The sequence below is a fragment of the Microbacterium insulae genome (assembly GCF_042677065.1).
GTDB classification, from domain to species: domain Bacteria; phylum Actinomycetota; class Actinomycetes; order Actinomycetales; family Microbacteriaceae; genus Microbacterium; species Microbacterium insulae.
The window spans coordinates 1,958,837-1,985,681 of sequence record NZ_JBHTII010000001.1 but is presented as its reverse complement, the minus strand read 5'-3'; the positions used below and the strand labels follow the sequence as shown (position 1 = coordinate 1,985,681).

Here is a 26,845-nt window from a genome sequence, read left to right as displayed (position 1 = left end):
CCGTCTCCCAGAAAGCCGCGGCCGGCGATGGACCTTCGTCAGTCGCGACTGAAGATGTCTCTCGTGTACACCTTGTGGCCGACGTCGGCGAGGACGTCCGTCGAGCGGTTCGCGATGATCACGTCCGCTCGGGACTTGAAGTCGTCGAGATCGCGTACCACCTCGGAGTGGAAGAACTCGTCGTCTTCGAGCGAGGGTTCGTAGACGATCACGTTGACGCCTTTGGCCTTGATGCGCTTCATGATCCCTTGGATCGACGACGCACGGAAGTTGTCCGATCCCGACTTCATGATCAGCCGGTAGACGCCGACCGTCCGAGGCTCGCGGGAGAGGATGTCGAAGGCGACGAAGTCCTTCCTCGTGCGATTCGCGTCGACGATCGCGGCAATGAGGTTCTGCGGGACCTCGGAGTAGTTCGAGAGAAGCTGCTTCGTATCCTTCGGCAGGCAGTAGCCGCCGTAGCCGAAGGACGGGTTGTTGTAGTGCATGCCGATGCGCGGATCGAGCCCGACTCCCTCGATGATCTGACGCGGATCGAGCCCGCGTACCGCCGCGTAGGTGTCCAGCTCGTTGAAGTAGGCCACGCGCAGCGCCAGGTAGGTGTTCGCGAAGAGCTTGATCGCCTCGGCCTCGGTCGACCCCGTCAGCAGAACCGGGACGTCGTCGTCGAGAGCGCCTTCGATCAGCAGGTCTGCGAATCTCCGCCCCACGGGCCCGGAATCACCCACGACGACACGCGAAGGGTGGAGATTGTCGTACAGAGCACGGCCCTCGCGGAGGAACTCGGGCGAGAACACGATCGTCGCGCCGGGGTGCGCCTCGCGCATGCGGGTGGTGAATCCCACGGGGACGGTGGACTTGATGACGATCGCGGCGTCCTCGTTGGCGGCGAGGACCTCGTCGATGACCGATTCCACCGAAGAGGTGTCGAAGAAGTTCGTCTCCTCGTCGTAGTTCGTCGGCGTCGCGATGACGACGAAATCCGCACCGTGATAAGCAGACCGCGCATCGAGTGTCGGCGTGAAGTCGAGTTCGCGCGTGCGGAGGTAGTCCTCGAGTTCGACATCGACGATGGGAGAGCGGCGCTGCGCCAGCAGCTCGATCTTGCGAGGGTCCACATCCACGGCGACGACCTCGTGATTCTGGGCGAGGACGACGGCGTTCGAGAGACCGACATAGCCGGTCCCGACGATGGCGATCTTCATGTCAAGAGCGTATCCCGACCCGTGCTGACGCTCCGACGCGGGCCTGCGGATCGGACGCCGACCTCCGTGACGAGGGAACGACGAAGGGCCCCCGGGGAATCCCGGGGGCCCTTCGCGAATCAGATCAGATCACTTGAGGATCTTCGTGACCGTTCCGGCGCCGACGGTGCGGCCACCCTCACGGATGGCGAAGCCGAGGCCCTCCTCCATGGCGATCGGCTGGATCAGCTCGACCGTCATGTCGGTGGTGTCGCCGGGCATGACCATCTCGGTGCCCTCGGGCAGCGTGATGACGCCGGTGACATCGGTGGTGCGGAAGTAGAACTGCGGGCGGTAGTTCGTGAAGAACGGGTTGTGACGGCCGCCCTCCTCCTTGGACAGGATGTACGCCGTGCCCTCGAAGTTGGTGTGCGGGGTGACCGAACCGGGCTTCACGACGACCTGGCCGCGCTCGACGTCGTCACGCTTGGTGCCGCGAAGGAGCAGACCACAGTTCTCGCCGGCCCACGCCTCGTCGAGCTGCTTGTGGAACATCTCGATACCGGTGACGATCGTCTTCTGCGTCGGGCGCAGACCCACGATCTCGACCTCGGAGTTGATGGCCAGCGTGCCACGCTCGGCGCGGCCCGTGACGACGGTGCCACGACCGGTGATCGTGAAGACGTCCTCGATGGGCATGAGGAACGGCTTGTCCTTATCACGCACCGGGTCGGGGATCGACTCGTCGACGGCGTCCATGAGCTCGACGATCTTCTCGACCCACTCGGCGTCGCCCTCGAGAGCCTTCAGGCCCGAGACGCGGACGACCGGCGCGTTGTCGCCGTCGAAGTCCTGCGACGAGAGCAGCTCGCGGACCTCGAGCTCGACGAGCTCCAGGATCTCCTCGTCGTCGACCATGTCGCTCTTGTTCAGCGCGACGAGCAGGTAGGGCACGCCGACCTGCTTGGCGAGCAGGACGTGCTCGCGGGTCTGAGCCATCGGGCCGTCGGTGGCGGCGACCACGAGGATCGCGCCGTCCATCTGAGCGGCACCGGTGATCATGTTCTTGATGTAGTCGGCGTGACCCGGGGCGTCGACGTGCGCGTAGTGGCGCTTCGGCGTCTCGTACTCGACGTGCGAGATGTTGATCGTGATGCCGCGCTGGCGCTCTTCGGGAGCGGAGTCGATCGACGCGAAGTCGCGCTGCACGTTGGTGGCCGACGGGTACTTGTCGGCGAGCACCTTCGAGATCGCTGCGGTGAGCGTGGTCTTGCCGTGGTCGACGTGACCGATCGTTCCGATGTTCACGTGCGGCTTGGTCCGCTCGAACTTGGCCTTAGCCACTGGGTCCTCCTCAGGACGGTCGTGTAGAACTTCCGGGCACTGGTTTGCGACCGGTCGTCTACGGGGATATCTCCAGCTTACTGGAGACGGTTCTGGTGATTCTGTGTGAAGTTGTGCCCGGGCACCCGCGTCGCCGAGGGTGCCCGGAAAGGGTTACTCGCCCTTGGTCTTCTGGACGATCTCGTCCATGACGTTGCGCGGGACCTCGGCGTAGCTGTCGAACTCCATGGAGTAGACGGCGCGGCCGGAGGTCTTGGAGCGCAGGTCGCCGATGTAGCCGAACATCTCCGACAGCGGCACGTTCGCGCGCACCACCTTGACGCCCTGGGCGTCCTCCATCGACTGGATCTGTCCGCGGCGCGAGTTCAGGTCGCCGATGACGTCGCCCATGTACTCCTCGGGCGTACGCACCTCGACGGCCATGATCGGCTCGAGGATGACCGGGTTCGCGCGGCGGACGGCCTCCTTGAAGCCCATCGAACCGGCGATCTTGAACGCCATCTCGGACGAGTCGACGTCGTGTGAGGCGCCGTCGAGCAGGATCGCCTTCACGCCCACCATGGGGTAGCCGGCGAGCACGCCGACGTTCATGGCGTCCTGGAAGCCCAGGTCGGTGGGGCCGATGTACTCGCGCGGGATCCGGCCACCGGTGACCTTGTTCTCGAACTCGTACGTCTTGTCGGCCGTGACCTCGAGGGGCTCGATGGTGAACTGGATCTTGGCGAACTGGCCCGATCCACCCGTCTGCTTCTTGTGGGTGTAGTCGTGCTTCTCGACGGCCTTGCGGATCGTCTCGCGGTAGGCCACCTGGGGCTTGCCGACGTTGGCCTCGACCTTGAACTCGCGCTTCATGCGGTCCACGAGGATGTCGAGGTGCAGCTCGCCCATGCCCTTGATGGTCGTCTGCCCGGTCTCGGCGTTCTGCTCGACGCGGAACGTCGGGTCCTCTTCGGCGAGCTTCTGGATCGCCAGGCCCAGCTTCTCCTGGTCGGCCTTGGTCTTGGGCTCGATCGCGACCTCGATGACCGGCTCCGGGAACGTCATCGACTCGAGCACGACCTGGTTGTTCGCGTCCGAGAGCGTGTCGCCCGTCGTGGTGTCCTTGAGGCCGATCACCGCGTAGATGTGACCCGCGGTGACCGAGTCGACCGGGTTCTCCTTGTTGGCGTGCATCTGGAAGATCTTCCCGATGCGCTCCTTCTTGGACTTGGTCGAGTTGACGACCGCCGAGCCCGAGTCGAGGTGACCCGAGTACACGCGGATGTAGGTGAGGCGACCGAAGAAGGGGTGCGTCACGATCTTGAACGCGAGGGCCGCGAACGGCTCGTCACGGTCGGCGTGACGCTCGATGATGTTCTCTTCGTTCTTCGGGTCGTGCGCCTCGATGGCCGGGACGTCCAGCGGCGAGGGCAGGTAGTCCACGACGGCGTCGAGCATGGGCTGCACGCCGCGGTTCTTGAAGGCCGAGCCGCAGAGGACAGGGTAGAGCTCCGAGGCGATCGTGAGCTTGCGGATGGCGCCCTTGATCTCGGCGACCGTGAGCTCCTCACCGCCGAAGTACTTCTCGAGCAGCGCCTCGTCGGACTCGGCGACGGTCTCGAGAAGCTTCTCGCGGTACTCGGCGGCCTTGTCGGCGAGGTCGGCGGGGATCTCCTGGATCTCGTACTTGGCGCCCATGGTCACGTCGCCCTTGGCGTCGCCGGGCCAGACCAGTGCGCGCATCTCGACGAGGTCGATGACGCCCACGAAGTCGTTCTCGGAGCCGATCGGCAGCTGGAGAACGAGCGGCTTGGCCTTGAGGCGGTTCACGATGGTGTCGACGGTGAAGTAGAAGTCCGCGCCCAGCTTGTCCATCTTGTTGACGAAGCAGATGCGGGGGACGTCGTACTTGTCGGCCTGGCGCCACACGGTCTCGGACTGGGGCTCGACGCCCTCCTTGCCGTCGAAGACCGCGACCGCGCCGTCGAGGACGCGCAGCGAGCGCTCGACCTCGACCGTGAAGTCGACGTGGCCGGGGGTGTCGATGATGTTGATCTGGTTCTTGTCCCAGAAGCAGGTCACGGCGGCCGACGTGATCGTGATGCCGCGCTCCTGCTCCTGCTCCATCCAGTCGGTGGTCGCGGCGCCGTCGTGCGTCTCGCCGATCTTGTGGTTGACGCCCGTGTAGAACAGGATGCGCTCGGTCGTCGTCGTCTTGCCGGCATCGATGTGCGCCATGATGCCGATGTTGCGGACCTTGTTGAGGTCGGTGAGCACTTCTTGTGCCACGGGGTTTCCTTATCTGTCGGTGATCGAGTAGCGGCGAAGCCGCGTATCGAGATCCGGGATGTCGCGGTGGCGCCGGCCGGAGGGGTCGCCCCCGGCCGGCAACCGGAGCGCTGTTACCAGCGGTAGTGCGCGAAGGCGCGGTTGGACTCGGCCATCTTGTGGGTGTCCTCGCGGCGCTTGACCGCGGCACCCAGGCCGTTCGAGGCATCCAGAATCTCGTTCTGGAGGCGCTCGGTCATGGTCTTCTCACGACGACCCTTGGCGTAGCTCACGAGCCAGCGGAGGGCGAGCGTGTTGGCGCGGTGAGGCTTGACCTCGACCGGCACCTGGTAGGTCGATCCGCCGACGCGGCGGCTCTTGACCTCGAGCGTCGGGCGCACGTTGTCGAGCGCCTTCTTCAGCGTGGCGACGGCGTCCTGACCGTTCTTCGACTCGACGCCGCGGAGGGCGCCGTAGACGATCGACTCGGCCAGCGACTTCTTGCCGTCGACGAGGATCTTGTTGACGAGCTGGGTGACGACGGGGGCGCCGTACACCGGGTCGTTGACGACGGGGCGCTTGGGGGCCGGTCCCTTACGAGGCATCTAACTCAACCCTTCTTCGCGCCGTAGCGGCTACGGGCCTGCTTGCGGTTCTTGACGGCCTGGGTGTCCAGGGCGCCGCGAACGATCTTGTAGCGGACACCCGGGAGGTCCTTCACACGACCGCCGCGCACGAGCACCAGCGAGTGCTCCTGCAGGTTGTGGCCCTCGCCGGGGATGTACGCGGTGACCTCGGTGCCGTTGCGGAGCTTGACACGGGCGACCTTGCGCATCGCCGAGTTCGGCTTCTTGGGCGTGGTCGTGTACACGCGGGTGCAGACACCCGCCTGCTGCGGGTTCGCCTTGAGCGCCGGCGCCTTGGTCTTCGAGACCTTGGGCGAGCGACCCTTGCGAACCAACTGCTGAATGGTTGGCACGTTCTCTCCTATGTTGTGCTGCGCGGTTCCGTGGGGGTTTCGCGCAGGTGCTGCACGGTGACAGCGTTCGTGTCTCCCCCGCAGCATCCGGATCTTTCGATTCGTGACGCGGCGGGCTCACATTCATCCACCGGCGCGGCAGGATGGTGCCGAGCGTTCGTTGGTGGATATGCCGTGGGGGTGGCCTGTTCGCAGGTCGATCCCTGAGATGGGGCGCTTCACGATCCGCCTTCCGCACCGAGGCACGGCGGACGGCGCGCGTGGGCGCACACCGGGTCAATGATACGCGGGTTTGAGGCAGGCGGTCAAACGCGCCCGGCGTCACTCCTCGTCGGCGACCAACGGCAGCTGGACCGTCACGAGCCGGCCGTTCTCGACGAAGATCCCGCGGCCCGCCGGATACTCGTGGCGCTGGACCTTCGGGAACGGCACCTTGAACAGCGAATCGCCGTCGTAGGTCTCGGGGCGCAGAGCGATGCCGTGGCGTCCGGCCTTGAGCTCCCCCACCAGCCCGTACCCGCTGCTCAGCTGCGAGACGTCCCCGTCCGCGACGAGGAAGTGATCGCTGCGGTTGATCGCCTGGAAGAGCTCCTTCAGCGGGCGCTCGGCGTCGGTGTCGCCGAACTCGGTGAGGTTCTCGACGACGATCGCCAGGCGCTGCGAGACCGTCTCGTCGGCGACGATCTCCTTGAGCTCCTTCGCGAGCGCGCGCACCTCCTCGATGCCCGACTCCGCCCGGCGCCAGCGGCGGAAGCCGCGCAGCGCGGCGCGGCGGCCGCCGATGTGGAACAGCTGCACCTCGGGGTCGAACCGCTCGAGCGCCGTGACGATCGCGCGGAGCGCGGTCGTCTTGCCCGACTGCGGGGGTCCTGCCACGACGAACGTGCCGACCGGCTCGAACCCGGTGGGTCCGAGCGTGTCGTCGCCGATGCCGAGCGCGGGGTGCTCGCCGACCCGTGCCGGCAGCTCGTCCGCATCCAGCTCGGTCGGAAGCGACCCGATGTTCTTGGCCTCGACGGCGCCCGATGCGCGCAGCGCCGCCGCGAACTCCTCGGCGGCGGCGTTCTGCTCGGCGACGTTGGTCGTTCCGCCGATGACGGCGACCTGGGTCTCGAGGCCGTCCACGATCGCCCGCCCGGGCACGCTCCGCTCGTTCAGGACGTCCTTCGCGACGCCGAGGATCGAGTACGCCCCTTCGTCCGACATCCGCAGCACGATCCGCTTCGTGACGTTCGCGCTGACGGCCGTCGGCACCGCGCCGTAGCGGTCGGCCGTGGCCACGACATGCACGCCCAGCGGGCGCCCCTCGCCCAGCAGCCGCATGAAGATGCCGTAGAAGGCGGCCCGGGTCGACGACGTCTCCCAGTCCTGCTTGAAGACCCCGAAGCCGTCGAGCAGCAGGATGATCCGCGGCTCGGCGGTGTCGCCGGTGATCTCGCGGTACTCGGTGAGGGTCGCGGCGTTCACGTCGGAGTACCGCTTCGCGCGATCGTCGAGCACACCGCGCAGCGTGCGGAGGAGCCGCTGGACGCGCTCGACGTCGTCGCCGGACACCACGGAGCCCACGTGCGGCATGGTCTCGAGCGAGCGCAGCGCTCCGGTGCCGAAGTCGATCCCGTAGACGGCGACGCGGCCGACGTCCGGCCGGGCGCCCGCGGCGATGCCGATCGTGCGCAGCGCGGCGCTCTTGCCGGCCCCGCTCGTGCCGTAGACGAGCATGTGGCCGTCGGTGTCGGGGTGGAAGAAGACCGCCTCCTGCAGCTGGCGCTGCGGGATGTCGGCGAGACCGATCGGGATTCGGCGGTCCCCGTCGAGGGGCAGGTCCCGCAGATCGATCGTGGGAGCCAGGTCGTCGAGCCACGGACGGCGCGGGTGCGGGATGCGGGCCTCGGATGCCGCGCGCACCAAGTTGGCGACGAGGCGCTTCTGGTCGTTGGGGCCGAGGTCCTCGTCGTGGGCCTCGGAGTCGTTCTCGCCCTCGGCCTCCCACAGCGTCACCGAGCCGAAGCGGAGCTCCGCCACCCGCACCTGTGCGCGATCGGGCTCTTCGGAGGTCCATCCGCCCGCGTAGCCGGACTGGAAAGGCACGAGGCGGCCCGGACCGGTCTTGGCGATCCCGCGCCCGGGGATCGAGGGGTCGAAGGTGGACGCGACCACGTCCCCCACCACGTCGTTCGAGTCGGCGGCGTCCGCCATGCGCAGGGCGACACGCAGGTTGGTGTTGGCGCGCAGGTTGTCCTTGATGACTCCCGCGGGCCGCTGCGTCGCCATGATCAGGTGGATGCCGAGGGACCGACCGCGCTGGGCGATGTCGACGACGCCGTCGACGAACTCCGGGACCTCGGTGGCGAGCGCCGCGAACTCGTCGATGACGAGGACGAGGGCCGGCGGGGTCTCCGGGTCCTGGCGCTTCTCGAGCTCGAGGAGGTCCTTGGCCTTCTTGCGGTTGAAGAGGTGCTCGCGGTGGTGGAGCTCGGCGCGCAGGCTCGTCAGGGCTCGCCGGACGAGGTGCGGGCTGAGGTCGGTCACGAGGCCGACGGTGTGCGGGAGCTCGACGCAGTCCGCGAACGCCGACCCGCCCTTGTAGTCCACGAACAGGAACGTCACGCGGTCGGGGCTGTACTCGGCGGCCATCCCGAGCACCCAGGCCTGCAGGAACTCCGACTTGCCCGACCCCGTGGTGCCGCCCACGAGGGCATGCGGCCCCTGGGTGCGGAGGTCGAGCGACATCGCATCCGGGCTGCCCTGCCCGACGTACGCCTTGAGCGTTCCGGCGCGCTTGAGACGGGGGCGCGGGCCGCGCGAGCGATCGATGATCGAGTTGTTCTGCCGCCACCGTTCGATGGCCGCCTGGGGCTCGGCGGCCATGTCGGTGCCGATGAGTCGCAGGAGCGAGACGCTCGCCGGGAGGTCGGACGAGTCCGCCGCGACCGAGCTCGAGTCGACCACCGGGGCGAGCCGCTTCGCGAAGATCTCGGCGTACTCGCGCGAGACCCCCTCGATCGCGACGCCCTGCGCGCGGTCGCCCGCGCGCACCCAGCCGACCATGGCCTCATCCAGGCCGCCGGTGACGTCGATGAACGTCCGGCACGAGGCGGGGAGCGACTCGACGGTGGGAGCCACGAAGACGGTGTAGACACCGGCATCCGGTCCGCGCTCGATCACCTGCGTGAGGCGCGGACGGTCCACCGGCGCGTCGTGGGTGACGAACAGCACGAGCGAGACGTCTCCGGGCACCTGTGAGTCGCCGCCCCCTGCCTGACCCACGCGCTTGCCGAGCGACATCGAGGCGTCCTGCTCGGCGAGCGGACCGCGCCGCGTGGCCGACCCCGACAGCCTCTCGAGGATCGCCTCCTCGAGACCGTTGAGCAGCGCGGTGCCGGCGGACTGGCTGTCGGCGAGGGCCATGTCGGCGAACGGCGAGCGCGGGCTCGTGGTGTGCGGCAGCCACTTCATCCACTCCATGTCGCCCGTCCACCCGGGGTCGACGATGGCGGCGGTGACGACCTCGTTGGGCGCGTGCAGCCCGAACAGCTGCACGCCGAGCCCCCGCACCACGTCGGCCGCGAGCTCGCGCGGACCGGCGATGCCGATCGCACCGGCCGAGGGCAGCAGTTCGATGACGGGCACGTCGTCGATGCGCGAGAAGCGGTCGCGCAGTCGGCGCACCTGCTGCGCGTACTGGGCGATGCCGCGCTGGTCGTTCGCCTCCTGCACGGTGTTGCGGCTCGCTCCCTCGCCCACGCCGAGGCGCAGGCCGAGGAAGTTCCAGTGCTCGGGCCGCCGCGTCCACAGCAGCGGGCCGAGCGACATCGCGTTCTCGTAGACCGTCGCCGTCGCCGGGGCCTCGGCGCGGCGGCGCTCGCGCTCGACGACCTCCTCCGCCTCCAGCTGCTCCTCGAGCTCGTCGAGCTGCGTCTCGAAGGTCTCGATCTCGAGCTGGAGCTTCTTGCCCTGCTGGGTGCGCTGACCGATGAAGTTGCCGAGCATCATGAGCGGCGCCATCGCGACGATGAGCAGCGACGTCGGCCGCTGGGTCACGGCGAACATCGCGAAGCCGAGCAGCACCGGCGCCATGATCATCGGCCACGGAAAGATCCGCGGGTCGGCTTCGCTGGGAATGATGGGATGCCGGAACTCCTGGCCCGAGTACCGGTCCTCCACGCGCGGCGAGCGGTTGAACATCAGCGCCCCGCCGCGCTCCAGGACCAGCGAGTCGTCCGTGACGACGCGCGGGACGAGCGCGAAGGACACCTCGGTGGCGCCGATCGTGATGCGCTGCCCCGGGATCACCCGAACGCGCTGGACGAGCCCGCCGTCCACGACGAGGCCGTTGGCGGAGTTGAGGTCGATGAGCTCGATCCCCTGGTCGACCTCAACGCGCGCGTGCCGCTTGGAGACGAGCGGGTCGTCGAGCACCACCTGGGCCGGGGCGACGCGCCCGATGACGCTCGATCCGACGGGGAGTGCGACGGTGCGTCCGGCCTCGGGCCCGTTGTGGATGCGCATGACGGCTGCGGTGACCTCGCCGTCGCCGCTGGCGGCGGCCGGGACGATCGAGGCGTCGAAGCCCGAGCCGATCGGCGCGTCGCCGATGGATGCCGACGGGTCGAGCTGCACGGGGCGTCCGGCCGGTGACGCCACGAGCAGCGTCGGCACGGCGCTGGCGTTGACGCCGCCCGCCCCGGCGAGCGCGTCGCCCTCGGCCAGCGCGCGGGCCACGTCCTTCACCGTCGCGGTCGAGTCGGCGGTCACGAGCACGTCGACCTTCGCGCCGACTCCGCGTCGCAGTCCCAGCTTCAGCTTCACGAATCAGCACCCCTCGGTACGAGCTCGAACGTCCTGCCGCCCACGCGGACGGTCCACCCCACCGGCACGCGCATGCGCTCGCCCGGCGGCACATCGACGACATCGCCTCCGGGAGAGACCAGCTGCGTGCCGTTGCGCGAGCCGCGGTCGCCCACCCACACGCCCTCGGCGTCCTGACCGAACGCGGCGTGCGTCTTGGACATGAGCCGCTGGGGGTCCTCCAGGCGCACGAGCGCGTCGGGCGCCTCGCCAGCGGCGGCCTCGGGGTCGCGTCCGACGAGTCCGAGGGCGGGCACGCGCACGACCGAGCCGTCGTCGAAGCGGATCATCGCCTGGGACCGCCGCAGCCCGCTCGCCGGCGCGGCGCCGGAGGTCTGCACGACCTCGGCAGGGGCGGGGGCGGGGACGGCACCAGGGCCGGCCGTTCCCGCCGACGCGACGGGGGCGAAGGCCGCCGCGGCGTCGTCGAAGCCGACGGGGGCGGGCGGTGCCGGGGCCGTCGCGGGGGCGCCCGTGATGAGCGGGCCCGCGTCGACCGGCGGAATCCCGTCGATCACCCCGAGGTCGTCCTCGCCCGTCGCGAGCCGCCACTGTGCGCCAGTGCCGCCGGGTCCGACCACCCCGGCGCGGGAACGCGCGTCCGGGATGCGCAGCGCGATCTCGTCGGGCGCACCGCTCGCCATCGAGGGCAGGTCCTCGCCGGCCTCGACCCGGTCGCGCAGCGCGCGCCGGGCGTGGCGCATCGCCTTGGCGTCGAACGGGTCCAGGCCCGCGCGGGCATCGATGACCCAGCAGCCTCCGATGCGGTCCAGGATGCTGCGGCCCCGCCGCTGCGGATCCCACAGCGCGGACGCGAACAGCACGGCGGGGCCGACCACGACGAGCACGATCGTGCTCGCCCACAGGACGAGCGCGCGCAGGACGACGCGCCAGAAGCCGGGCCGGCCGAGATCCGCGGACGACACCGAGCGCAGGCGGAGCGCGGCCTTGCCCGCGGTCACGCCGCGGCGGCCGTGCGCGATCAGCTGCACGATGACGAAGACGCTGGTCAGCGCGCCGCCGGCGAGGACGAGGATCACCGGCAGCGGCGAACGGTCGCCGAGGGCGATCATGACGGCGCCGATCGCGAGGGGCGCCGCCAGTGCGAGCCAGATCGCGACGTCGATGGTGAAGGCGAGCGCGCGGAAGCCCGTCCCCGCCGGGACGATGCCCAGCCGTGCGGCATCCGCGGGGTCGACGTCGTGACGGGTGTCGGCGGCGTCGGGTTCGGTCATCGTCATCCTCAGGTCAACGGATCCGTCAGGTCGTCAGCAGCAGCACGAGCGCCGCCGTCGCGGCGATCGCCCCCGCGGTCGCGCACAGCACCACGACCAGCGCGCGGCGCCGGGCCCGCGCGCGGACGGCACGCTCCACACTCTCACGGTCGGGGGCGGGAACCGCGACGTCGTCGTCGGTGCGCCGCGGAGCGACCGGGACCCGCACGATCGGGGCCGGCGGCGCCGGACGGCGTGCCGTCGGGGCGCGCAGGGCCGCGGCATCCGGGATCAGCGCCTCGCGCACGACTCCCGCGCCGTCGTCCGGCGCCGGGGTCGGCGCCCGGCGAGGTGGGCGGAGCACCGTGTCCTCGGTCTCGGGGAGGGTCTCGGCCGCCTGCGCCGCACGGCGCGAGATGACGGTGTCGTCCTCGTCCGGAGGAGGGGATGACGCTCTCCGCGCGGGGGCGGTCGCGTCGTCGGGCTCGAGGCCCGCGGGCCGGCGCCGAGCCGCGATCTCCGTCACGTCCTCGAGCGGCTGGGGCGCCCGCCGCCGCGCGGCGATCACGGTCTCGTCGGCAACAGGGTCGGAGCCGTCCGGGGGCGCGCCCTGCGCGGGCGCGCCGGCCTCGCCGTCAGGCACGTCGGCTGCGGTCATCGGCTCGCATCGTCCGGCGTGAGCCGGAGCTCGGCATCTCCCAGCAGGAGTCGGGCCGCCGCGCGGTGGGGCGCACCGGGAGCGATCTCCCGCTCGGCGCCGTCCGGAGCGACGAGGATCGTGCCGTTGGTCGAGTGCAGGTCGATGACCGACCAGTGCTCGCCGTCGCGCTCGAGTCGCAGGTGCGTCTTGGACACGGTGCCGTCGTGGACCTCGACGAGCTGGGCGTCGGGGTACGCCGTGCTCGGTGCGGGGCGACGCCCGACGAGGACGGTGTCGGCGACGAGCTCCACCTCGGACCCGGTCGGGAGCACGAGGGACCAGTGGGCTCTGCGCCGGTGCGAGATGACCGTGTGGTCGATCTCGTCCTCGGGGATCTCGGGACGGACGTGCTGCGCAGAGACCGAGGAGCGCGCGGCTCGGGGGATGCCGGCATCCGGAGCCCCCACGACCGCCGAGACCTCGCCCGAGGCCTCGGGGAACGCTCCCTGCTCGGGGAACGGGGAGCGCGCGGGCGACCACGGCTCGCGCGTCGGTGCCGGACGGGTGGGCGGAACCCGTGTCACGGCGGGTGCCGCATCGTCACGGGGCACGGCCGAGACGGGCGACGGCGCTCCGGCGACGGCGGCGGTCACCTCGCTCGTCAGCTCGTTCACGGCGCCGAGGTCGAATCCGCCCCAGCCCTGGTTCGCGCGCGCCGCGGAGGCGGGAGCGGGCGCGGAGGGCGCGGCGAGGACGTCGCCGTCGGGCTGCGGCGCGGGCGTGAACGGCGCCGGCGGCACGGGTGGCACGGCGGGGGCGGATGCCTCGGGCTGCGCGGCGGCCGGAGCCGAGGGCAGCAGCGGCACGAACGAGATCGGTTCCTGCGGGTCGGCATCGGAACGCGCCGCGGCCGCCCGGCGCAGAGGCGGCACGGGCGGGGCCGGCGCGGCCGGCTCGAACGACGCGGGAGGCACCGGCGCCCAGCCGCCCGGGATCGTCGCGTCGGACGAGGGAGCCGGCGGGGTGGGCGGCGGGGGCACCGGATCTGCGCCGGACGCGCCCGGCGCGACCGGGGACGCCGAAGTCGTGGCCGCACCGCGATACGCCGTCGCGCCGTCGGGCGGAACGGCCGACGAGCGCCGTGCCCCGGGAACGGTCTCGGCCTCGGCGCCGAGCCAGCGGGCGGCGCCGAATCCGACCACGGTCGCCCACACCGGGAAGAGCAGGGCGGCGAGGACCGTCATCCCTGCGCCGTAGCCGAACGCGACGTTGATGCGATAGCACGCGATGACCTGCACCACCCACAGGGCCAGCAGGCCGGCGATCGGAACGAGAGCGAGCAGCACCAGCCAGCCGGACAGTCCGCCCAGCTGCAGCAGGATCACGACGTTCAGGACCGGGACCCAGGCCTTCCAGCCTTCCTCGCCCGCCTTCCGGAGAACCGCGGACAGCGCAAGGGCCGTCCAGACGTAGAGCGCGACGAACGCGGCGAGGCTGAGGAGGACGGGGCCGATCGGCGCAGAGGCGTCGACGGTGGTGGCTGCGGTGATCATGGCATCGGACGCGCGGGCTGCGGGACCCTGCGCCTCCCCCTCTCAGCGGAACGCGGCCCGGAGCCCGGTACGGGCGCCAGGTGTCGAACGAACGACCTCAACGATACGGCGGCGACGAGCCGGCGCCAGAATCCACCCTCGCGGGCGAGCAGGCGTCGCTGCTCGTCCACCGTCGCCCAATACTGCTCGGCGTCCTGGGCGGTCTGGCTTGAGCGAGAGAATACGGCGCGATCCGCCGCGGCGGCGAGATCCACTCCGGCGTCGCCGCCGAACCCCTCCGCCAGCTCGCTCCGGGTGTGCGTGGACGGCGCATCGCGACCGGCATCCACCGCCGCGTCGACGTACTCCTCCCAGCCGGCGGCGATGACCATCGCCGGGGGCCCGGTGCGACGGCGCGTGCGGCGCCGCGACGCCTTGGCGCCGATCACGATGAGGAACGGCCCGAGCGCCAGGACGAGGATGAGCAGGACGATCGCGACGCCGCGCAGCACGGGCCAAAGCCACGCCAGGTCGATGCCGGCGTCGTCGGCGGCGCGGTCGCCCGCTCCGGTGTCCTCCTGCACGGGGTTCGGCGGCACGACCTCCTCGACGGTGTCGGGGCGCACCTCCGTGACCACCTCGGGATCCCGCTGCTCGGTGACCTCGAGGCTGGGCGGCTGCTCGAACTGGGGCGTGACGTCGATCGGGATCCACTGCCCGCCCGCGCTCTGGACCTCCGTCCACGCCGAGAGGTCGCTCGCGCGGCATGCGCCGTCTTCGCACACGGCCGCGCCGGGTCCGGTCGACGAGAGTCGTGCGCCGAGCACGACGCGCGAGGGGAATCCGAGCTCGCGGGCGATGAGAGCCACCGCGACGGCGAACTGCTCATCGTCGCCGATCGCGGCGACGTAGTTGCCGGATGCCTCGGCACGGGGATCGGTCTCGCGTGCGAGCAGGCGCGAGAACATCGCGTCGATTCGCGCGAGCGAGTGACCCGAGGCGCTCGGCTGGAACGTGTAGCCGGGCAGGTCCTGCGCCCACGACGGCAGCTCGTCCCCCTCGCTCAGACCGTGGCTGAGGTATCCACGGTCGCGAAGGAGCGCGACCAGCCCCGCCAGGGCCGGACCGTCCGTCCCCGACGCGTGCTTCTCGACCCACGCGCGAAGACTCTCCGGCGCGGCCACCCCGCCGGTGTCACCGCCCGGCGCGACCGCCTCCGCGAGATCGGGCGCCGCGGGCTCGACGCCGCGCAGCACGTAGGCGTCGTCTTCCCGAAGACCGCCGCCCGCCGTCTGCACGCCCGCCGCGGCCGCGGCGTTGTAGTAGAACCGGTCGGCGAGCGCGGCAGCCCGGGAGCCGGTGAACTCGACCGATGACAGCCGGCCGGCGGTCGGCATCCAGATGCCGCCGAGGGACTCGACGTCGACGCGCGCGGACACGGGCGCCCCCGGTCCCGGGTCGAGGGTCGACGGCACGCGGATGAAGCGGCCGGAGTCGACAGCGCCCTCGCCGCCGGCGCGGAAGACCTCGCCGTCGTACGCGTCGAGCGTCGCGAGGCGGATCCGCGCCGGAAGGCCGGATGTCGCGGCCACCGTGAAGAGGACGTCATCGGCCCGGTCCTCGGCGAACAGCGACCGGTACTCCGAGAGCGGGCTCACCGCGGCCGACAGATCGATCTCGGGCTCCACGGCGCTGCGCAGCACGTCGCGCTCCGCTCCGCGCGCCGCGTACGGCACGATCCCCACCGCGACGACGAGCGCCCCCGCCACCATCGTCGCGCCGAGCGCGGTGCGCCGGCGGTCGGCTCCCGACGGGCGGCGCGAGATGCGCACGCCGCTGGTGACCGCGGCGCGCTGGAGAGCCCGAACCCGCTCATCGTGCGTGCGCCAGGCCAGCCACAGCAGGCACGACAGGAGGGTCGTCGGGCCGAGGAGGGTCTCCACCGGCGCGTAGAGGGTCAGCGGCCCCAGCCGCAGCGGGGCGCTGACGCTCGCGCGCCCGAAGAACAGTCCGAACGACACCATGCCCAGCGCGACCGGCACCGCGGCGTACGCCCACCCGTCGGAGCGCCACGAAAGCAGCAGCAGCAGACACGTCCCGACCAGGAACACCACGAACGCCGGCACGAGCAGGTTGCGGTACGCGCCCACCGGCAGCTCGACCGTGACCAGGTCCTTCCAGGCGACGACGGCACCGGCGGCGAGCTCCCCCAGACCGCGCGCGATGTCGGTCGCGCCGCCCAGGCGGGACGGCACGGCGAGGGGCACGCCCAGCACGAGGAAGACCCCCGCGAGGGCCGCGGCCACCGTCCAGCCCGACCACCGCAGGCGCTGGGCGAGGGCGGCGATCACCGCGGCCGCACCCGCGCCGACCCCCACCAGCAGCGCGAACTGCCACGAACGGTAGATCGGCCACGCGGCGAGGGCCGCCGTCGCGACGGACACCGCCGCCAGCAGCGCGCCCGCGACGATGTGCGCCGCCTCCTGCGGCGAACGCGTCGCGGGGGCCGCGGCATCCGTCGTCTGGCTCATCCGGTGGCTCCCCGCAGAAGCAGACCGGACAGGTCGTCGAGCGTGCCGACGGTGAGCACGGTGATGCCCGCCAGGGACTGCATGCGCGGGTGCGCGCGCTCGTCGCACAGGACGGCGACGACGGCCGTGTCGGCCGCGAAGGCGAGCGACGCCTGCTGGAGGCGGGTGAGCGTCACGCGCGAGCCCACGACCATGAACGCGATCGACAGGCGGTCGCCGGACTCCGCCGTCAGTCGGCACACGTCTCCGACGTTCATCGTGCTCTCGAGCAGATCCACGCCGCTGAAGCCGTCGAGCATGGGCCGAGGGGCGCCCGCGGGGATGCGCCGGATCGCCCGCAGACGACCGCGCACGACGCGCGGGATCTCCGACCCCACGACGATCTCGACATCCCGCGCATCGCGCACCGCGCGCAGTCCGAGCGACGCCGCGCAGCCGACGGCCAGTTCGAACTCGTCGGCGTCGGCGTACTCCTGCTCCCAGACGCCGAGCACGACCGCCATGCGCGAACGGCGGGACTCCTCGTACTGGCGCACCATCAGCCGGCCGGTCTTCGCGGTCGACTTCCAGTGGACCTGGCGCCGGGAGTCCCCGGGCGCGTACTCGCGGATGGCGTGGAACGACATGTCGGCATCGACCAGGCGCCGCGTGGGACTGCCCTCGAGATCGCGGATGAGCCCCGCGCTCGTCGTCGGCAGGGTCGTCGTGCGCGGATGCACGTAGACCTCGTGGGCGTCCGGGAAGGCGTGCTCGCGACGCAGCAGTCCGATGGGGTCGCTGCGCACGGTCGTGGCGGGTCCGACCGTCACGATCCCGCGACGCAGCCCGGGGATCTCCAGCGGCTGCGAGACCTCGTGACCCGGACGCAGGAGCGGGACGCCGAATTCGACCAGCCCCGCGCCGACGGGGATGTCGAGGCGGCCGGGAAGCGCGGTGCGGTGTCCGTCGTTGCGGACCACGATCTCGCCCGTGACGCCGTCGCCCGCGACGATCCGCTCGTGCGCGAGAGTCAGCCCCACGTCGTACGCCCGCGCGCCGAACAGGAAGGGGACGGATGCCGCGAGCAGCACGAGCGCGGTGGCGCCGGCCACCATCCACTCGACCCAGCCGAAGACGATCCCGATCACGAGCCCGCCCGTGGCCGCCAGGATCACGAGGACGCCCGCGGGCCGCACCGTGCGGGCGGTCCACGCGGACGCCGCCGCCGCGCCGCGCGCGATCGCCGCCCAGGCTCCCGCAGCCCACACGACGGCGCGCACGAGAAGGCGCCCGCGTCGCGACGAGGCCACCGCGGTCTCGGTGACGTCGGTGCGTCCGCCGGTGCTCGTGGCGACCGACGTGCGGGTCAGGCGGGACTCGGTCAGGCTCATACGGCCTCGCGGCGGGTGGGCGGGGCGACGTCGAGGAGCACCTGGCCGACGACGGCCTCCTGCGTGACCCCGTCGAACTCGGCCTCGGGATGCAGGATCAGGCGGTGGGACAGCACGGGCACCGCGAGCGCCTTGACGTCGTCGGGCGTGGCGTAGGTGCGGCCCTGCGACGCGGCGCGCGAACGCGTCGCGCGGGTGAGCGCGAGGGCGCCGCGGATGCTGACGCCCAGGCGGACCTCGTCGGCCGAGCGCGTGCCGTCCACGAGGCGCGCGATGTAGTCCAGCACGAGCGCGTCGACGTAGACCTGCGCGGCGAGGTCGGCCATGCCGACGAGCGCCTGCGGGGTGATGACGGCGGTGAGCTCGTCGGTGGCGACCGCGGCCCCGTCGAGGATGCGGACCGTGGCCGCGTGGTCGGGGTAGCCGAGGGAGGTGCGCATCATGAAGCGGTCGAGCTGGGCTTCCGGCAGGCGGTAGGTCCCCGCCTGCTCGACGGGGTTCTGCGTCGCGAGGACCAGGAACGGCACGCCGACGGGGCGCGTGACGCCGTCGATGGTCACACGGTTCTCCTCCATCACCTCGAGGAGCGCCGACTGCGTCTTGGGGCTCGCGCGGTTGATCTCGTCGGCGAGGACGATGTTGGCGAAGATCGGCCCCGCGTGGAACTCGAAGACCCCTTCCTTCTGGTCGTACACGCTGATGCCGGTGATGTCGCCGGGCAGGAGGTCGGGGGTGAACTGGATGCGCGTGTTCGTCCCCTGCACGGACTGCGCCATCGCGCGGGCCAGAGAGGTCTTGCCGGTCCCCGGCACGTCCTCGAGCAGGACGTGGCCGTCGCTGAGCATGGCCGTGAGCACCAGCTCGACGACGTGACGCTTCCCCAGTACCGCACGCTCGACGTTGTCGGCGAGCTGGCCGAACGTCTGCGCGAACCAGGTCGCCTGCTCCTGCGTGATCGTCATGGGGTTCCTGTCCTCCGGGTCGGGGCGAAGCGGCTCATGGGGTCGTGGTCCCGGAATCGGGTGCACAGTCGGCGGAGAAGGTGGAGGATGCCGGGGCCAGGCCCCATCCCTGCGCGTCCCAGTTCACCGACACGGCGATGCCCTGCACGCTCTCGGCGCCGACGGGCACCGCCCACGAGTCGGGGGTGCGCGGCAGCACGGCACCGTCCGCATCGTAGAACACCAGGCCGGCGTTGCCCCAGGTGAAACTCGCGAGGCCGTCCGTCGAGTCGCCGGCGAGGGTGAGGTCCGTCCCGCCGACGCAGCTCACGGCGCGCCAGCTGGCCTGCACCTGATACGGCGCGCTTCCGGCGCGTGCGGTCACGGGGGCCCACGGCGTCGCGGTGCCCCAGAACTCGTGGACGTAGCGCACCTCGATGTTCGGGTTCTGTCCCACCACCGAGGTCGGCCAGCCCCGGAACTCGACCCGGTTGCGGTTGGGGATGCGGTCGGAGGACTGCGGCTGATCGCGGATCAGCCAGTCGGCCCGCTGTCCTTCGACGGTGGGCTCGGGCGCCACGACGAACGTCCAGCCGACGGGCGGGCGACCGGACTGGACGGCGCGGACGGTCTCGGTGACGGATGCCGAGCCGAACGCCTCGCCGTTCCACCAGGACTCCACGCAGAGGCGGAACCGGTACTCGTTGCCGTCCAGCAGGCCGGGGAAGGTGGCCGTGTCGCCGCCGGTGACGGGCTCGCACCGGTCGCCTTCGGGCACGATGCGGTAGCGGAGCGTGGAGCCGTCGCCGTTTCGCACGGCCGTCCCGCGGGCCGACACGGTGGAGGTCCCGTCCCCGTTGGAGGTAGAGCTGAGCGACAGCTGCAGCTGCAGCGGCGCGCCGACCCCGTTCCCGGTCACGGTGGCCGCAGCGCCGGACTCGCTCCCGGTAAGCCCCGGGGGAAGGGCGAACCGGGAGAAGGGCGTCACGGTGATCGGCGTGGCGGAATTGGTCCCCACACGGTAGGACGGCACCTCCAGCCGCGTCTGATTCCCCTGCAGCGCGATGCGCACGCGCTCGCCCGTCGCACTCGCGATCTCGACGCTCCCCGTCTCGGACGGGTCGAGTCCCTCGATGTCGAGCGCGACGACGCCGCCCTCTCCCGCGGTGACGACGGGCCGCACCGTGACCTGCGACGGCGTCGGGGGCGGGTCGTACGCCCACCCGGTGGTGCGCACGGCGCTGCGCGACTCCCCCACGCCGTTGACCGCGACCGCCTCGTAGGTGCGCTCCTCGCCGTTCGGTGCCGCGATTTCCGGGCACATGCCGTCCACGGAGCACTGCGCGATGTCCTCGCCGTTCCAGCGCAGGACGAAGCCCGACAGCGCCGGGTAGGCCTGCCGGGCCTCCCCGGGGTCGACCCGCAGAGTGAGGCTGCCGTCGTCGTAGGCCGTCTGCGACAGGCTGGCCGGTGCCTTGGGGTAGCCGAGGAGGTCGAGGGTCAGGCGGCCGTCGCGCTCCGACCCCGTCGTACGCGACTGCGCATCGCGCAGTGAGAACGAGGCGGTGCACGTCGCGCCCGGCGCGTCATCGGTCCACGAGGCGAGGACCGACGTCGGCGAGGAGACGCGGAACGAGACGCCGACGCACGCGCCGGTCGCCCGGACGTCGACCAGCTCCAGCGGCGTGCGCGGCAGCGGGTTGACCTCGCCGGTCGCGCCGACGACGGTGATCGTGCACGAGGATCCAGTCGCCTGCGAGCACTGCTGGACTGCCGAGCCTCCCTGGGGGAGCGTCGAGGGCGCCGAGCCCACACGCAGGATGAGGCGCACAGGGGTGACGAGCGGGTGGCTCGTCACCGAGACGATCGCGGCTTCCTCCGAGCCCGGGACGGCGCGGTCCGACCCGGTCACGGTGACCAGGGATCCGTCCGCGGAAACGTCGAAGGCGGTGCCGTCGTATTCGACGGCGTACTCGATTCCGTCCCAGTCCTCGCGCAGCTGCCACGTGGTCAGGTCGCGCAGATCGAAGGTCGTGGTCTCACCGGGCCCGACCGTCAGCGATCCGGGCCGCAGCACGGGCTGAGGATCGAGGGGGATCACGGTGATCGGGACCGAGAGATACGTCCAGTCGTCCTGCCCTTCCAGCCGAACGGGGACGCGGCACGCATCCACCCACGGTGCACCGGCCCCGGATTCGTAGCGCACGACGGCTCCCGACTCCACGGTGCACGCTGCGTCGGCGCGCGCGCCCGAGGCCCGGATGTCGTTGCCGACCTCGACGACGCTGTTCCTCGGCGCGGCGACGAGATCGGCCATGTCGAACGACACGGACTCGAGCTCGGTGACCTCCGGCGGCTCGAGCCCCGCCCGCAGGGCGAGGGACAGGTCGTCGTCGCCCGGAACGCGCAGGAAGGCGTAGGTCGTCACCTCGCCCGACGCGCCCTCGCCGGTCACGGCGAACGGGATCAGGCGCGACGTCGCGGGCAGGTCTCCGCTGAGCTCCCGGCCGTCGACGCTGACGCCGTCGGCCTCGCCCCACAGCGAGACCTCGAGGTCGGTCACGTCACCGCCGGACCACGTCGCCTTCCCGTCGAGCACGTCGACCCCGTCGGGGAAGTCCTCGCGCGTCTCGGCCGTGAGATTCGTGTCGGCGACGATCGGATAGTCCGGGACGCTCTCGCGGACGACCTCGACGACGATGAGCCCGCGCCCGGTGTTGCCCGAGCTGGACTCGATGTCGTACAGGAACGACATCGTCGTGGGTGCGGTGCCGGCGTCGATCACGACGGTGTCGTCGTCGACGGAGCGGATGCGCGCCTCCAGCCGCGCGAACTCCGGATTGTCGGCCCCGTCGAGCAGCTGGGGCGGCAGGTCGGGCCGCACCTCGGTGATCGCGAGGGTGCCGAACGTCGGATCGACATCGTTGGCGAGCGGGCTGACGCGGATGCTGCTGTCGGCGCCCGCCTGCACCTGGACGTAGTCGGTGAACGTGACGGGGCTCGGGTTGGCCTCGCTGTCGAGCACGCCGATCCGCACCGTGGCCTCGCCGGTCTCGCCGAAGGCGTCCACGACGCGGTAGCGGAAGGACACCTGTCCGCTGTCGCCCGGGACGCTGGCGTACACGATGGCCGTGCCGTCCGCCGAGATCGTCGCCGCGCCACGCTCGGGCTGCTCCACGATGCGATCGAGGGTGACGACATCGCCGTCCGGATCCATGCCGAAGCCGTCGAACTCGATGAGCGCCGACTGGCCGCTCAGCGCGCGCCCTTCGAGCGCATCCGGCACCGGGGGACGGTTCGTCTCGTCGGCGAGCACGCGGATGCGCACGGTCGCGGTGTCGGCGAGCGCGGGCGCGCCGGTCGTGAAGACCGAGTAGTCGACGGCGTAGTCCCCCGGCTCGCCCGGCGCGAGATAGCGCAGCATGTCGCCCGAGGCGAAGGCGAGCGCGTCCGGCGTGGTCGAGACCACGGTCGCCGGGTTGAGGGTGGGCCGTCCGCCGGCGGGCGAGATGTCGTTCGCCAGCACGGGGATGTCGATCTGCGCGCCCGCGCGGACCACGATCGTGTCGTCGACCGCGATCGGCGCGAGCTCGGGCGCGGGTGGGAGGAGGTACACGGTGGCCTCCCCCTCGACGCTCGATCCGCGGTCCTCGGTGCCGTCGCTCACGACGTAGCGCACCGTGCCCAGGCGTCCCGCCGCGCCGGAGGCGGTGCTGCCCGAGACGCGCAGGTAGTTCTGGCCGACAGCATCCACCGACAGGCTCGCACCCTCGTCCGCCGCGGCGACGACGTCCGAGAGGAGGAGCACGCGCCCGGTCGGGTTGGAGACCGCCGCGAAGATGTCGAGCGTCGCGTCCTCCTGCGGATGGACGAACGCCACGACGGGGGCGGTCGCGAGGTCGGCGGGAGCATCGGCCGGGAGGAGGGTGATGCGCGCCGTGCCGGTCGCGTCGGTCGTGCCGTCGGTGACCGTGAAGTCCACGCGGAAGGTGCCGGCGCCCGTCGCGGCGAAGTCGAAGGACGTCGTGCCGTCCACCACCGTCGCCCGCGCGGCGGCGTCGTCGAGGACGCGCACCGAATCCAGCGTGACCCTGCCCGCGGTCCCTGTGACATGGCGGGCGACGTCGACGGTGAGCGATCCGCCGGCGCGGTCGACGACGGCGAACGAGCGCACGCGCACCCGCGGCTCCGGAGAGACGCGGACCAGCAGCGACTTCTGCGAGGTCATCCCCTCGGTGTCGGAGACGGTCACGACGAGCTCGACCACCTCCTCGCCGCCCGACCCGTCGTCGTCGTGCTGGTAGACGACCTCGCCGGACGGCGTCGACGCGACGCTGCCGCTGCCGGACACGTCCTCGACCGAGAGGAGCAGGAGCGGGTCGCCTTCGGGGTCGACCCAGCCGGGGAGCACGGGGACGGTCACGGTGCCGCCGCGGGCCACCTCGGGCTGCGGCCAAGGGACGAGGCATCCCTCCACCCCGCACCACTGGGGAGCCGAGTCCACCGACGAGTCGACGACCTCGAGCGTGACCGTGGTCGCCTCCGACAGCAGGCCGCCCTCGGCCGTGCCGTCGGTCACGACGTAGGAGAACGTGGCCGAGCCGGTCGCTCCGGGGGTCGTCCGCACGGCGAGTCGCTGACCGTCGTCGGTGATCGACACCGTCCCGAAGCCGGGATCGAGCCCCGTCACCGAGATGGGGTCGATGCTGAGGACGTCCTCGTTCGGATCGTGATCGTTCAGGAGCACCGGCAGTGCCATGAGGCTTCCCGCCCGGACCCCGAACGCGTCCGGCTCGGCGACCGGCGGCTTCGGGTCGAGCACGACGGGCAGCTGCTCCTCGCTGGGAACGGAAGCGGGGTCGATGCGGTCGTCGAGCGACCAGTCCTGGCTCGACGGGATCAGCGCCCCGTCGGGAACGGTCCATGCCCAGCCCGAGCGGGTCTCGTTCAGGATCACCGCCGAGTCCCCCGCGACGAAGGTGGGCCGACGCTGATCGGGCAGCGTCCGCGCACCGTAGTCGAGCACGATGGGCTCGGCATCCGATCGCCACAGCAGGCCGCCGTCGTCGCCCTGCGCCAGCCACGCGGCGTACACCGTGCCGTCGTGGACGATCGGACGCGCGGGCGTGCCGAACACGGTGCCCGTGCCGCCGGTCGCCACCACCGCGCCCGAGCCGTCGATGGGGACGCGCACGAGCGTCGTCTCGTCGGCCAGATAGACGTCCGCGCCGTCGGAGGCGGGCCTGCTCACCACCACGGCTCCGGTGGTCGGCGCCACCACCGGGCCCTCCGTGCCGCGCAGCCACACCTCGGCGTCCTCGGTGTCCACCACCGCCCACACGTCGCCCGCCGACGTCACCGCGGGCGCGCCCATGCCCTCGGCGTCGAGCGGATCCCGGCCCAGCACCTCCGCGGAGGCGATGTCGTAACGCAGGACAGATCCGTCCTCGCGGGAGTAGGCGAACAGGATGCCACGGTCGTCGACGGCGATCGCGTCCGCAGCGTAGGGCGCAGCATCCTCGTCCTCCGTGGGGAACGGATCCAGCTGCGAGGCCTCCCCCGCCGACAGCAGACCCGCGAAGACCGCGCCGACATCGGTGCGGTAGGCGACGAAGTCGCCGGCGGTCGCGACATCCGTCGTGCCCTCCGGTGTCGACGTCGACGCGCGCAGGGCCTCCTCGTCAAGTTCCGTGGGCTGGGACTCGTCGATGCGCGTCACCTTGGAGAAGCTGTCGCTGAAGATGTAGGCGGCATCCCCCGACTGAGCCACCTGGTCGGGATTGCTGATGCCGCGAACCGTGTCGAGCTCGCCCACGGACGTGTTCACGCGCGCGTAGTTACGGCCCTCGGCCGTCTGCAGCGCCCACACCGCCGTGTCGACCTCGGGTGTCTCCTGTGCGTCGAGCCCCGGCCACACGACGCTGGCCAACACCACGACCGCGACCGCGGCCCCGGCCGCCGCAAGCCCGAACAGCGTCCGGCGGCGCATCACAGCACACCCGTCGCCAGCAGCGTCGCCACCAGGGCGCCGACGGCGACGACGGCGCCCGCAAGGGCACCGAGGACCCACGGCACCGGGCTGCGTCGCGCGGGAGTCGGCGACGAGAACTCGGTCTCCTCGTCGCGTGCGAGGCCGGATACGCCCGCCGGGGCTCGCCCCTTGCGCGTCGACTCGCGCTCGAGCTGCGACCGCGACGGACCGCGCAGGGCGGAGTCGGCGAAGTCGACCGGCGCAGAGGCCGGCGACCACTCCTCATCGGGGATCTCGAGCGGTGTGGGAGACGAGCCGAGCTCGGCCTGAACCGACCGCAGCGCCTCGGCGAACTCCCGTGCCGAGGCGTAGCGCTTCGACGGATCGCGGCTCATCGACCTCGCCAGCACCGCCTGCAGCGACGCGGGAACGTCCGCCCGCGCGATCTCGGTGTAGGTCGCGCGCCCGATGCGGCGGCGAAGGAGGTCCTTCGAGTTCTGGCCGCGCTCCCGGCGCTCGAACGGACTGTGCCCCGCGAGCAGCGAGTAGACCGTCGCTCCGAGGCTCCACACCTCACTCGCGATCGAGCCCGAGGTCTGCTCCGCCACCACTTCGGGCGCGCTCCACGGGATGGACATCGCCAGCACCTCGTCGGTGCTCTTCTGGATGAGCGAGGACGAGATGCCGAAGTCGGCGAGCACCGGCGTCCCGAACGTCGTGATGAGGATGTTGCTCGGCTTCACGTCGCGGTGCACCAGCCCCGCGCGGTGCGCCGACTCGAGCGCGCCCGCCATCCGCACGCCGATGGCCAGCACCTCGTCGACGGGCATGCGCTCGATGCGGTAGCGCTGCGCCAGCGACCCGGGGCAGTACTCCATCACGATGTACGGGCGCCCGTCAGCGGAGATGCCCGCCTGGTAGACCGTGACGATCGCCGGGTGGGCGGAAAGATGCGCGAGGACGTCGGCCTCGGCGTTGAACATGCGCCGCAGCTCGGGATCGCGCACATCGCTCGGCAGGACCTTCACGGCGACGTTGCGCCGCGGCATGTCCTGCTCGTACAGGAAGACGTCGGCGAAACCCCCGGACCCGAGAGGCCGGATGTAGGCCAGACCGGGCAGGATGGGCGGCGCGGAAGGGAGTCTGGTCGCCACGACACCTCCCCGAGTCCGTTCCGCCGGGACTCCGGCGTGCCGACAGCACAGCAAACGCGGTCATGCTAACAAAATCACCTTCGCGTCCCGTGGATGGTTGCCGTGAGCCGCGGAGCGGTCGAGACCCGGGTCTTCAGCCCCCGTTCAGCGGGTCGTGGGGGTCGAACGGCGCATCGAGGGAGCGGGTCAGCTCCTCGAGCATCGCCTCGATCTGGGGCTCGACATATTGCGTGATCGCTTCCTGGATCCGCAGCCGGTGGTGCAGCAGGATCGTGCAGACCTCGCGGCCGACCATGTTCGCGTAGTCGTCGGCCAGGCCGACCTCCTGCCGGAGGGCGGCCTTCGCCTCGTCGCTGAGCGGCGGAAGGGCGGGGATGTCGGCATCGACCTCTTCGGCGAGGCCCGAGATCGTGAACAGGAACGGCGCACCGGGCACCGGGTCGGGATCGAGAGGGAGACCCTCGTACTCGGGCTCGAGATCCTCTGCGGGACGGTAGCTTCGCGAGCGGTTGCGGGCCGCCTGCTGATCGAGCTCGGCCTGCAGCATCGGCAGATTCAGCGAGGTGTACTCCGCTACCGCGCGATCGACGATCGTCTTGACGCGCGTCGAGAGCCCGTGCTGCACGCCGTGGGGCACATCGGCGCCCAAGCCCGCCGCGGAGAGCACCGGCGAGCCGAAGCAGCGACGGCACGGGGCGACGCGTCCGCGGTGGGTGGCGGGCTCCCACCGGGGCAGCCACGCCAGCCAGGCGTCCACCGCCTGGCTCACCTGCGTCTCGAGCGAGCGCTCCACAGCGTCCACGGTAGTACCGACACGGCTCCGCCGCCGGTATTCTCCGGCCCGCACTGTGGAGCGAGCGACGACAGTGGATGCAGCGACCCGGCCGTCA

The 26,845-nt window shown here is 71.4% G+C and carries 15 protein-coding genes; all 15 read right to left on the bottom strand.

Going from position 1 to position 26,845, the window contains the following annotated elements; genetic code table 11:
- Positions 1–38: 38 nt before the first annotated feature.
- Positions 39–1,205 carry a nucleotide sugar dehydrogenase gene (locus ACFQ0P_RS09155; RefSeq protein WP_204978410.1) on the bottom strand — a complete coding sequence of 389 codons (1,167 nt, stop codon included), beginning with the start codon at positions 1,203–1,205 and terminating at the stop codon, positions 39–41.
- A 129-nt stretch (positions 1,206–1,334) separates the two neighbouring features.
- Entirely contained in the window at positions 1,335–2,528 is a 1,194-nt protein-coding gene (gene tuf / locus ACFQ0P_RS09150) for an elongation factor Tu (RefSeq protein WP_127818193.1), read from the bottom strand.
- Between the two features lie 153 nt (positions 2,529–2,681).
- Positions 2,682–4,796 carry an elongation factor G gene (fusA, locus tag ACFQ0P_RS09145; protein ID WP_204978409.1) on the bottom strand — a complete coding sequence of 705 codons (2,115 nt, stop codon included), beginning with the start codon at positions 4,794–4,796 and terminating at the stop codon, positions 2,682–2,684.
- 113 nt (positions 4,797–4,909) lie between these two features.
- Positions 4,910–5,380 (bottom strand): 30S ribosomal protein S7, encoded by a 471-nt coding sequence (gene rpsG, locus ACFQ0P_RS09140; protein ID WP_204978408.1) that lies wholly within the window; start codon positions 5,378–5,380, stop codon positions 4,910–4,912.
- Between the two features lie 5 nt (positions 5,381–5,385).
- Positions 5,386–5,754, bottom strand: a complete 369-nt coding sequence (gene rpsL / locus ACFQ0P_RS09135; RefSeq protein WP_018171438.1) for a 30S ribosomal protein S12 — start codon at positions 5,752–5,754, stop codon at positions 5,386–5,388.
- Between the two features lie 321 nt (positions 5,755–6,075).
- On the bottom strand, positions 6,076–10,563 hold the full coding sequence (locus ACFQ0P_RS09130) for an FtsK/SpoIIIE domain-containing protein (protein ID WP_204978407.1): 4,488 nt from the start codon (positions 10,561–10,563) through the stop codon (positions 6,076–6,078).
- A complete protein-coding gene (locus tag ACFQ0P_RS09125; RefSeq protein WP_204978406.1) occupies positions 10,560–11,837 on the bottom strand; it encodes an RDD family protein in 1,278 nt (425 codons plus the stop codon). Before ACFQ0P_RS09125 ends, ACFQ0P_RS09130 begins: the two co-directional genes overlap by 4 nt.
- A gap of 25 nt (positions 11,838–11,862) precedes the next feature.
- A complete protein-coding gene (locus ACFQ0P_RS09120; RefSeq protein ID WP_204978405.1) occupies positions 11,863–12,474 on the bottom strand; it encodes a hypothetical protein in 612 nt (203 codons plus the stop codon).
- A complete protein-coding gene (locus ACFQ0P_RS09115; RefSeq protein WP_204978404.1) occupies positions 12,471–14,009 on the bottom strand; it encodes a DUF5684 domain-containing protein in 1,539 nt (512 codons plus the stop codon). The genes ACFQ0P_RS09120 and ACFQ0P_RS09115 overlap by 4 nt, the downstream gene beginning before the upstream one ends.
- Positions 14,006–16,519, bottom strand: coding sequence for a transglutaminase domain-containing protein (locus tag ACFQ0P_RS09110; protein WP_204978403.1), 2,514 nt, complete (start codon positions 16,517–16,519; stop codon positions 14,006–14,008). Before ACFQ0P_RS09110 ends, ACFQ0P_RS09115 begins: the two co-directional genes overlap by 4 nt.
- Positions 16,516–17,889 (bottom strand): DUF58 domain-containing protein, encoded by a 1,374-nt coding sequence (locus tag ACFQ0P_RS09105; protein WP_204978402.1) that lies wholly within the window; start codon positions 17,887–17,889, stop codon positions 16,516–16,518. The genes ACFQ0P_RS09110 and ACFQ0P_RS09105 overlap by 4 nt, the downstream gene beginning before the upstream one ends.
- Positions 17,886–18,851 (bottom strand): AAA family ATPase, encoded by a 966-nt coding sequence (locus ACFQ0P_RS09100; protein WP_204978401.1) that lies wholly within the window; start codon positions 18,849–18,851, stop codon positions 17,886–17,888. The genes ACFQ0P_RS09105 and ACFQ0P_RS09100 overlap by 4 nt, the downstream gene beginning before the upstream one ends.
- A 34-nt stretch (positions 18,852–18,885) precedes the next feature.
- Positions 18,886–24,819 carry an Ig-like domain-containing protein gene (locus ACFQ0P_RS09095; RefSeq protein ID WP_204981327.1) on the bottom strand — a complete coding sequence of 1,978 codons (5,934 nt, stop codon included), beginning with the start codon at positions 24,817–24,819 and terminating at the stop codon, positions 18,886–18,888.
- On the bottom strand, positions 24,819–25,955 hold the full coding sequence (locus ACFQ0P_RS09090; RefSeq protein WP_204978400.1) for a serine/threonine-protein kinase: 1,137 nt from the start codon (positions 25,953–25,955) through the stop codon (positions 24,819–24,821). The genes ACFQ0P_RS09095 and ACFQ0P_RS09090 overlap by 1 nt, the downstream gene beginning before the upstream one ends.
- A 133-nt stretch (positions 25,956–26,088) precedes the next feature.
- Positions 26,089–26,748: a spermidine/putrescine ABC transporter substrate-binding protein gene (locus tag ACFQ0P_RS09085; RefSeq protein WP_204978399.1), complete on the bottom strand. Its 660-nt coding sequence runs from the start codon at positions 26,746–26,748 to the stop codon at positions 26,089–26,091.
- Between the last annotated feature and the right edge of the window lie 97 nt (positions 26,749–26,845).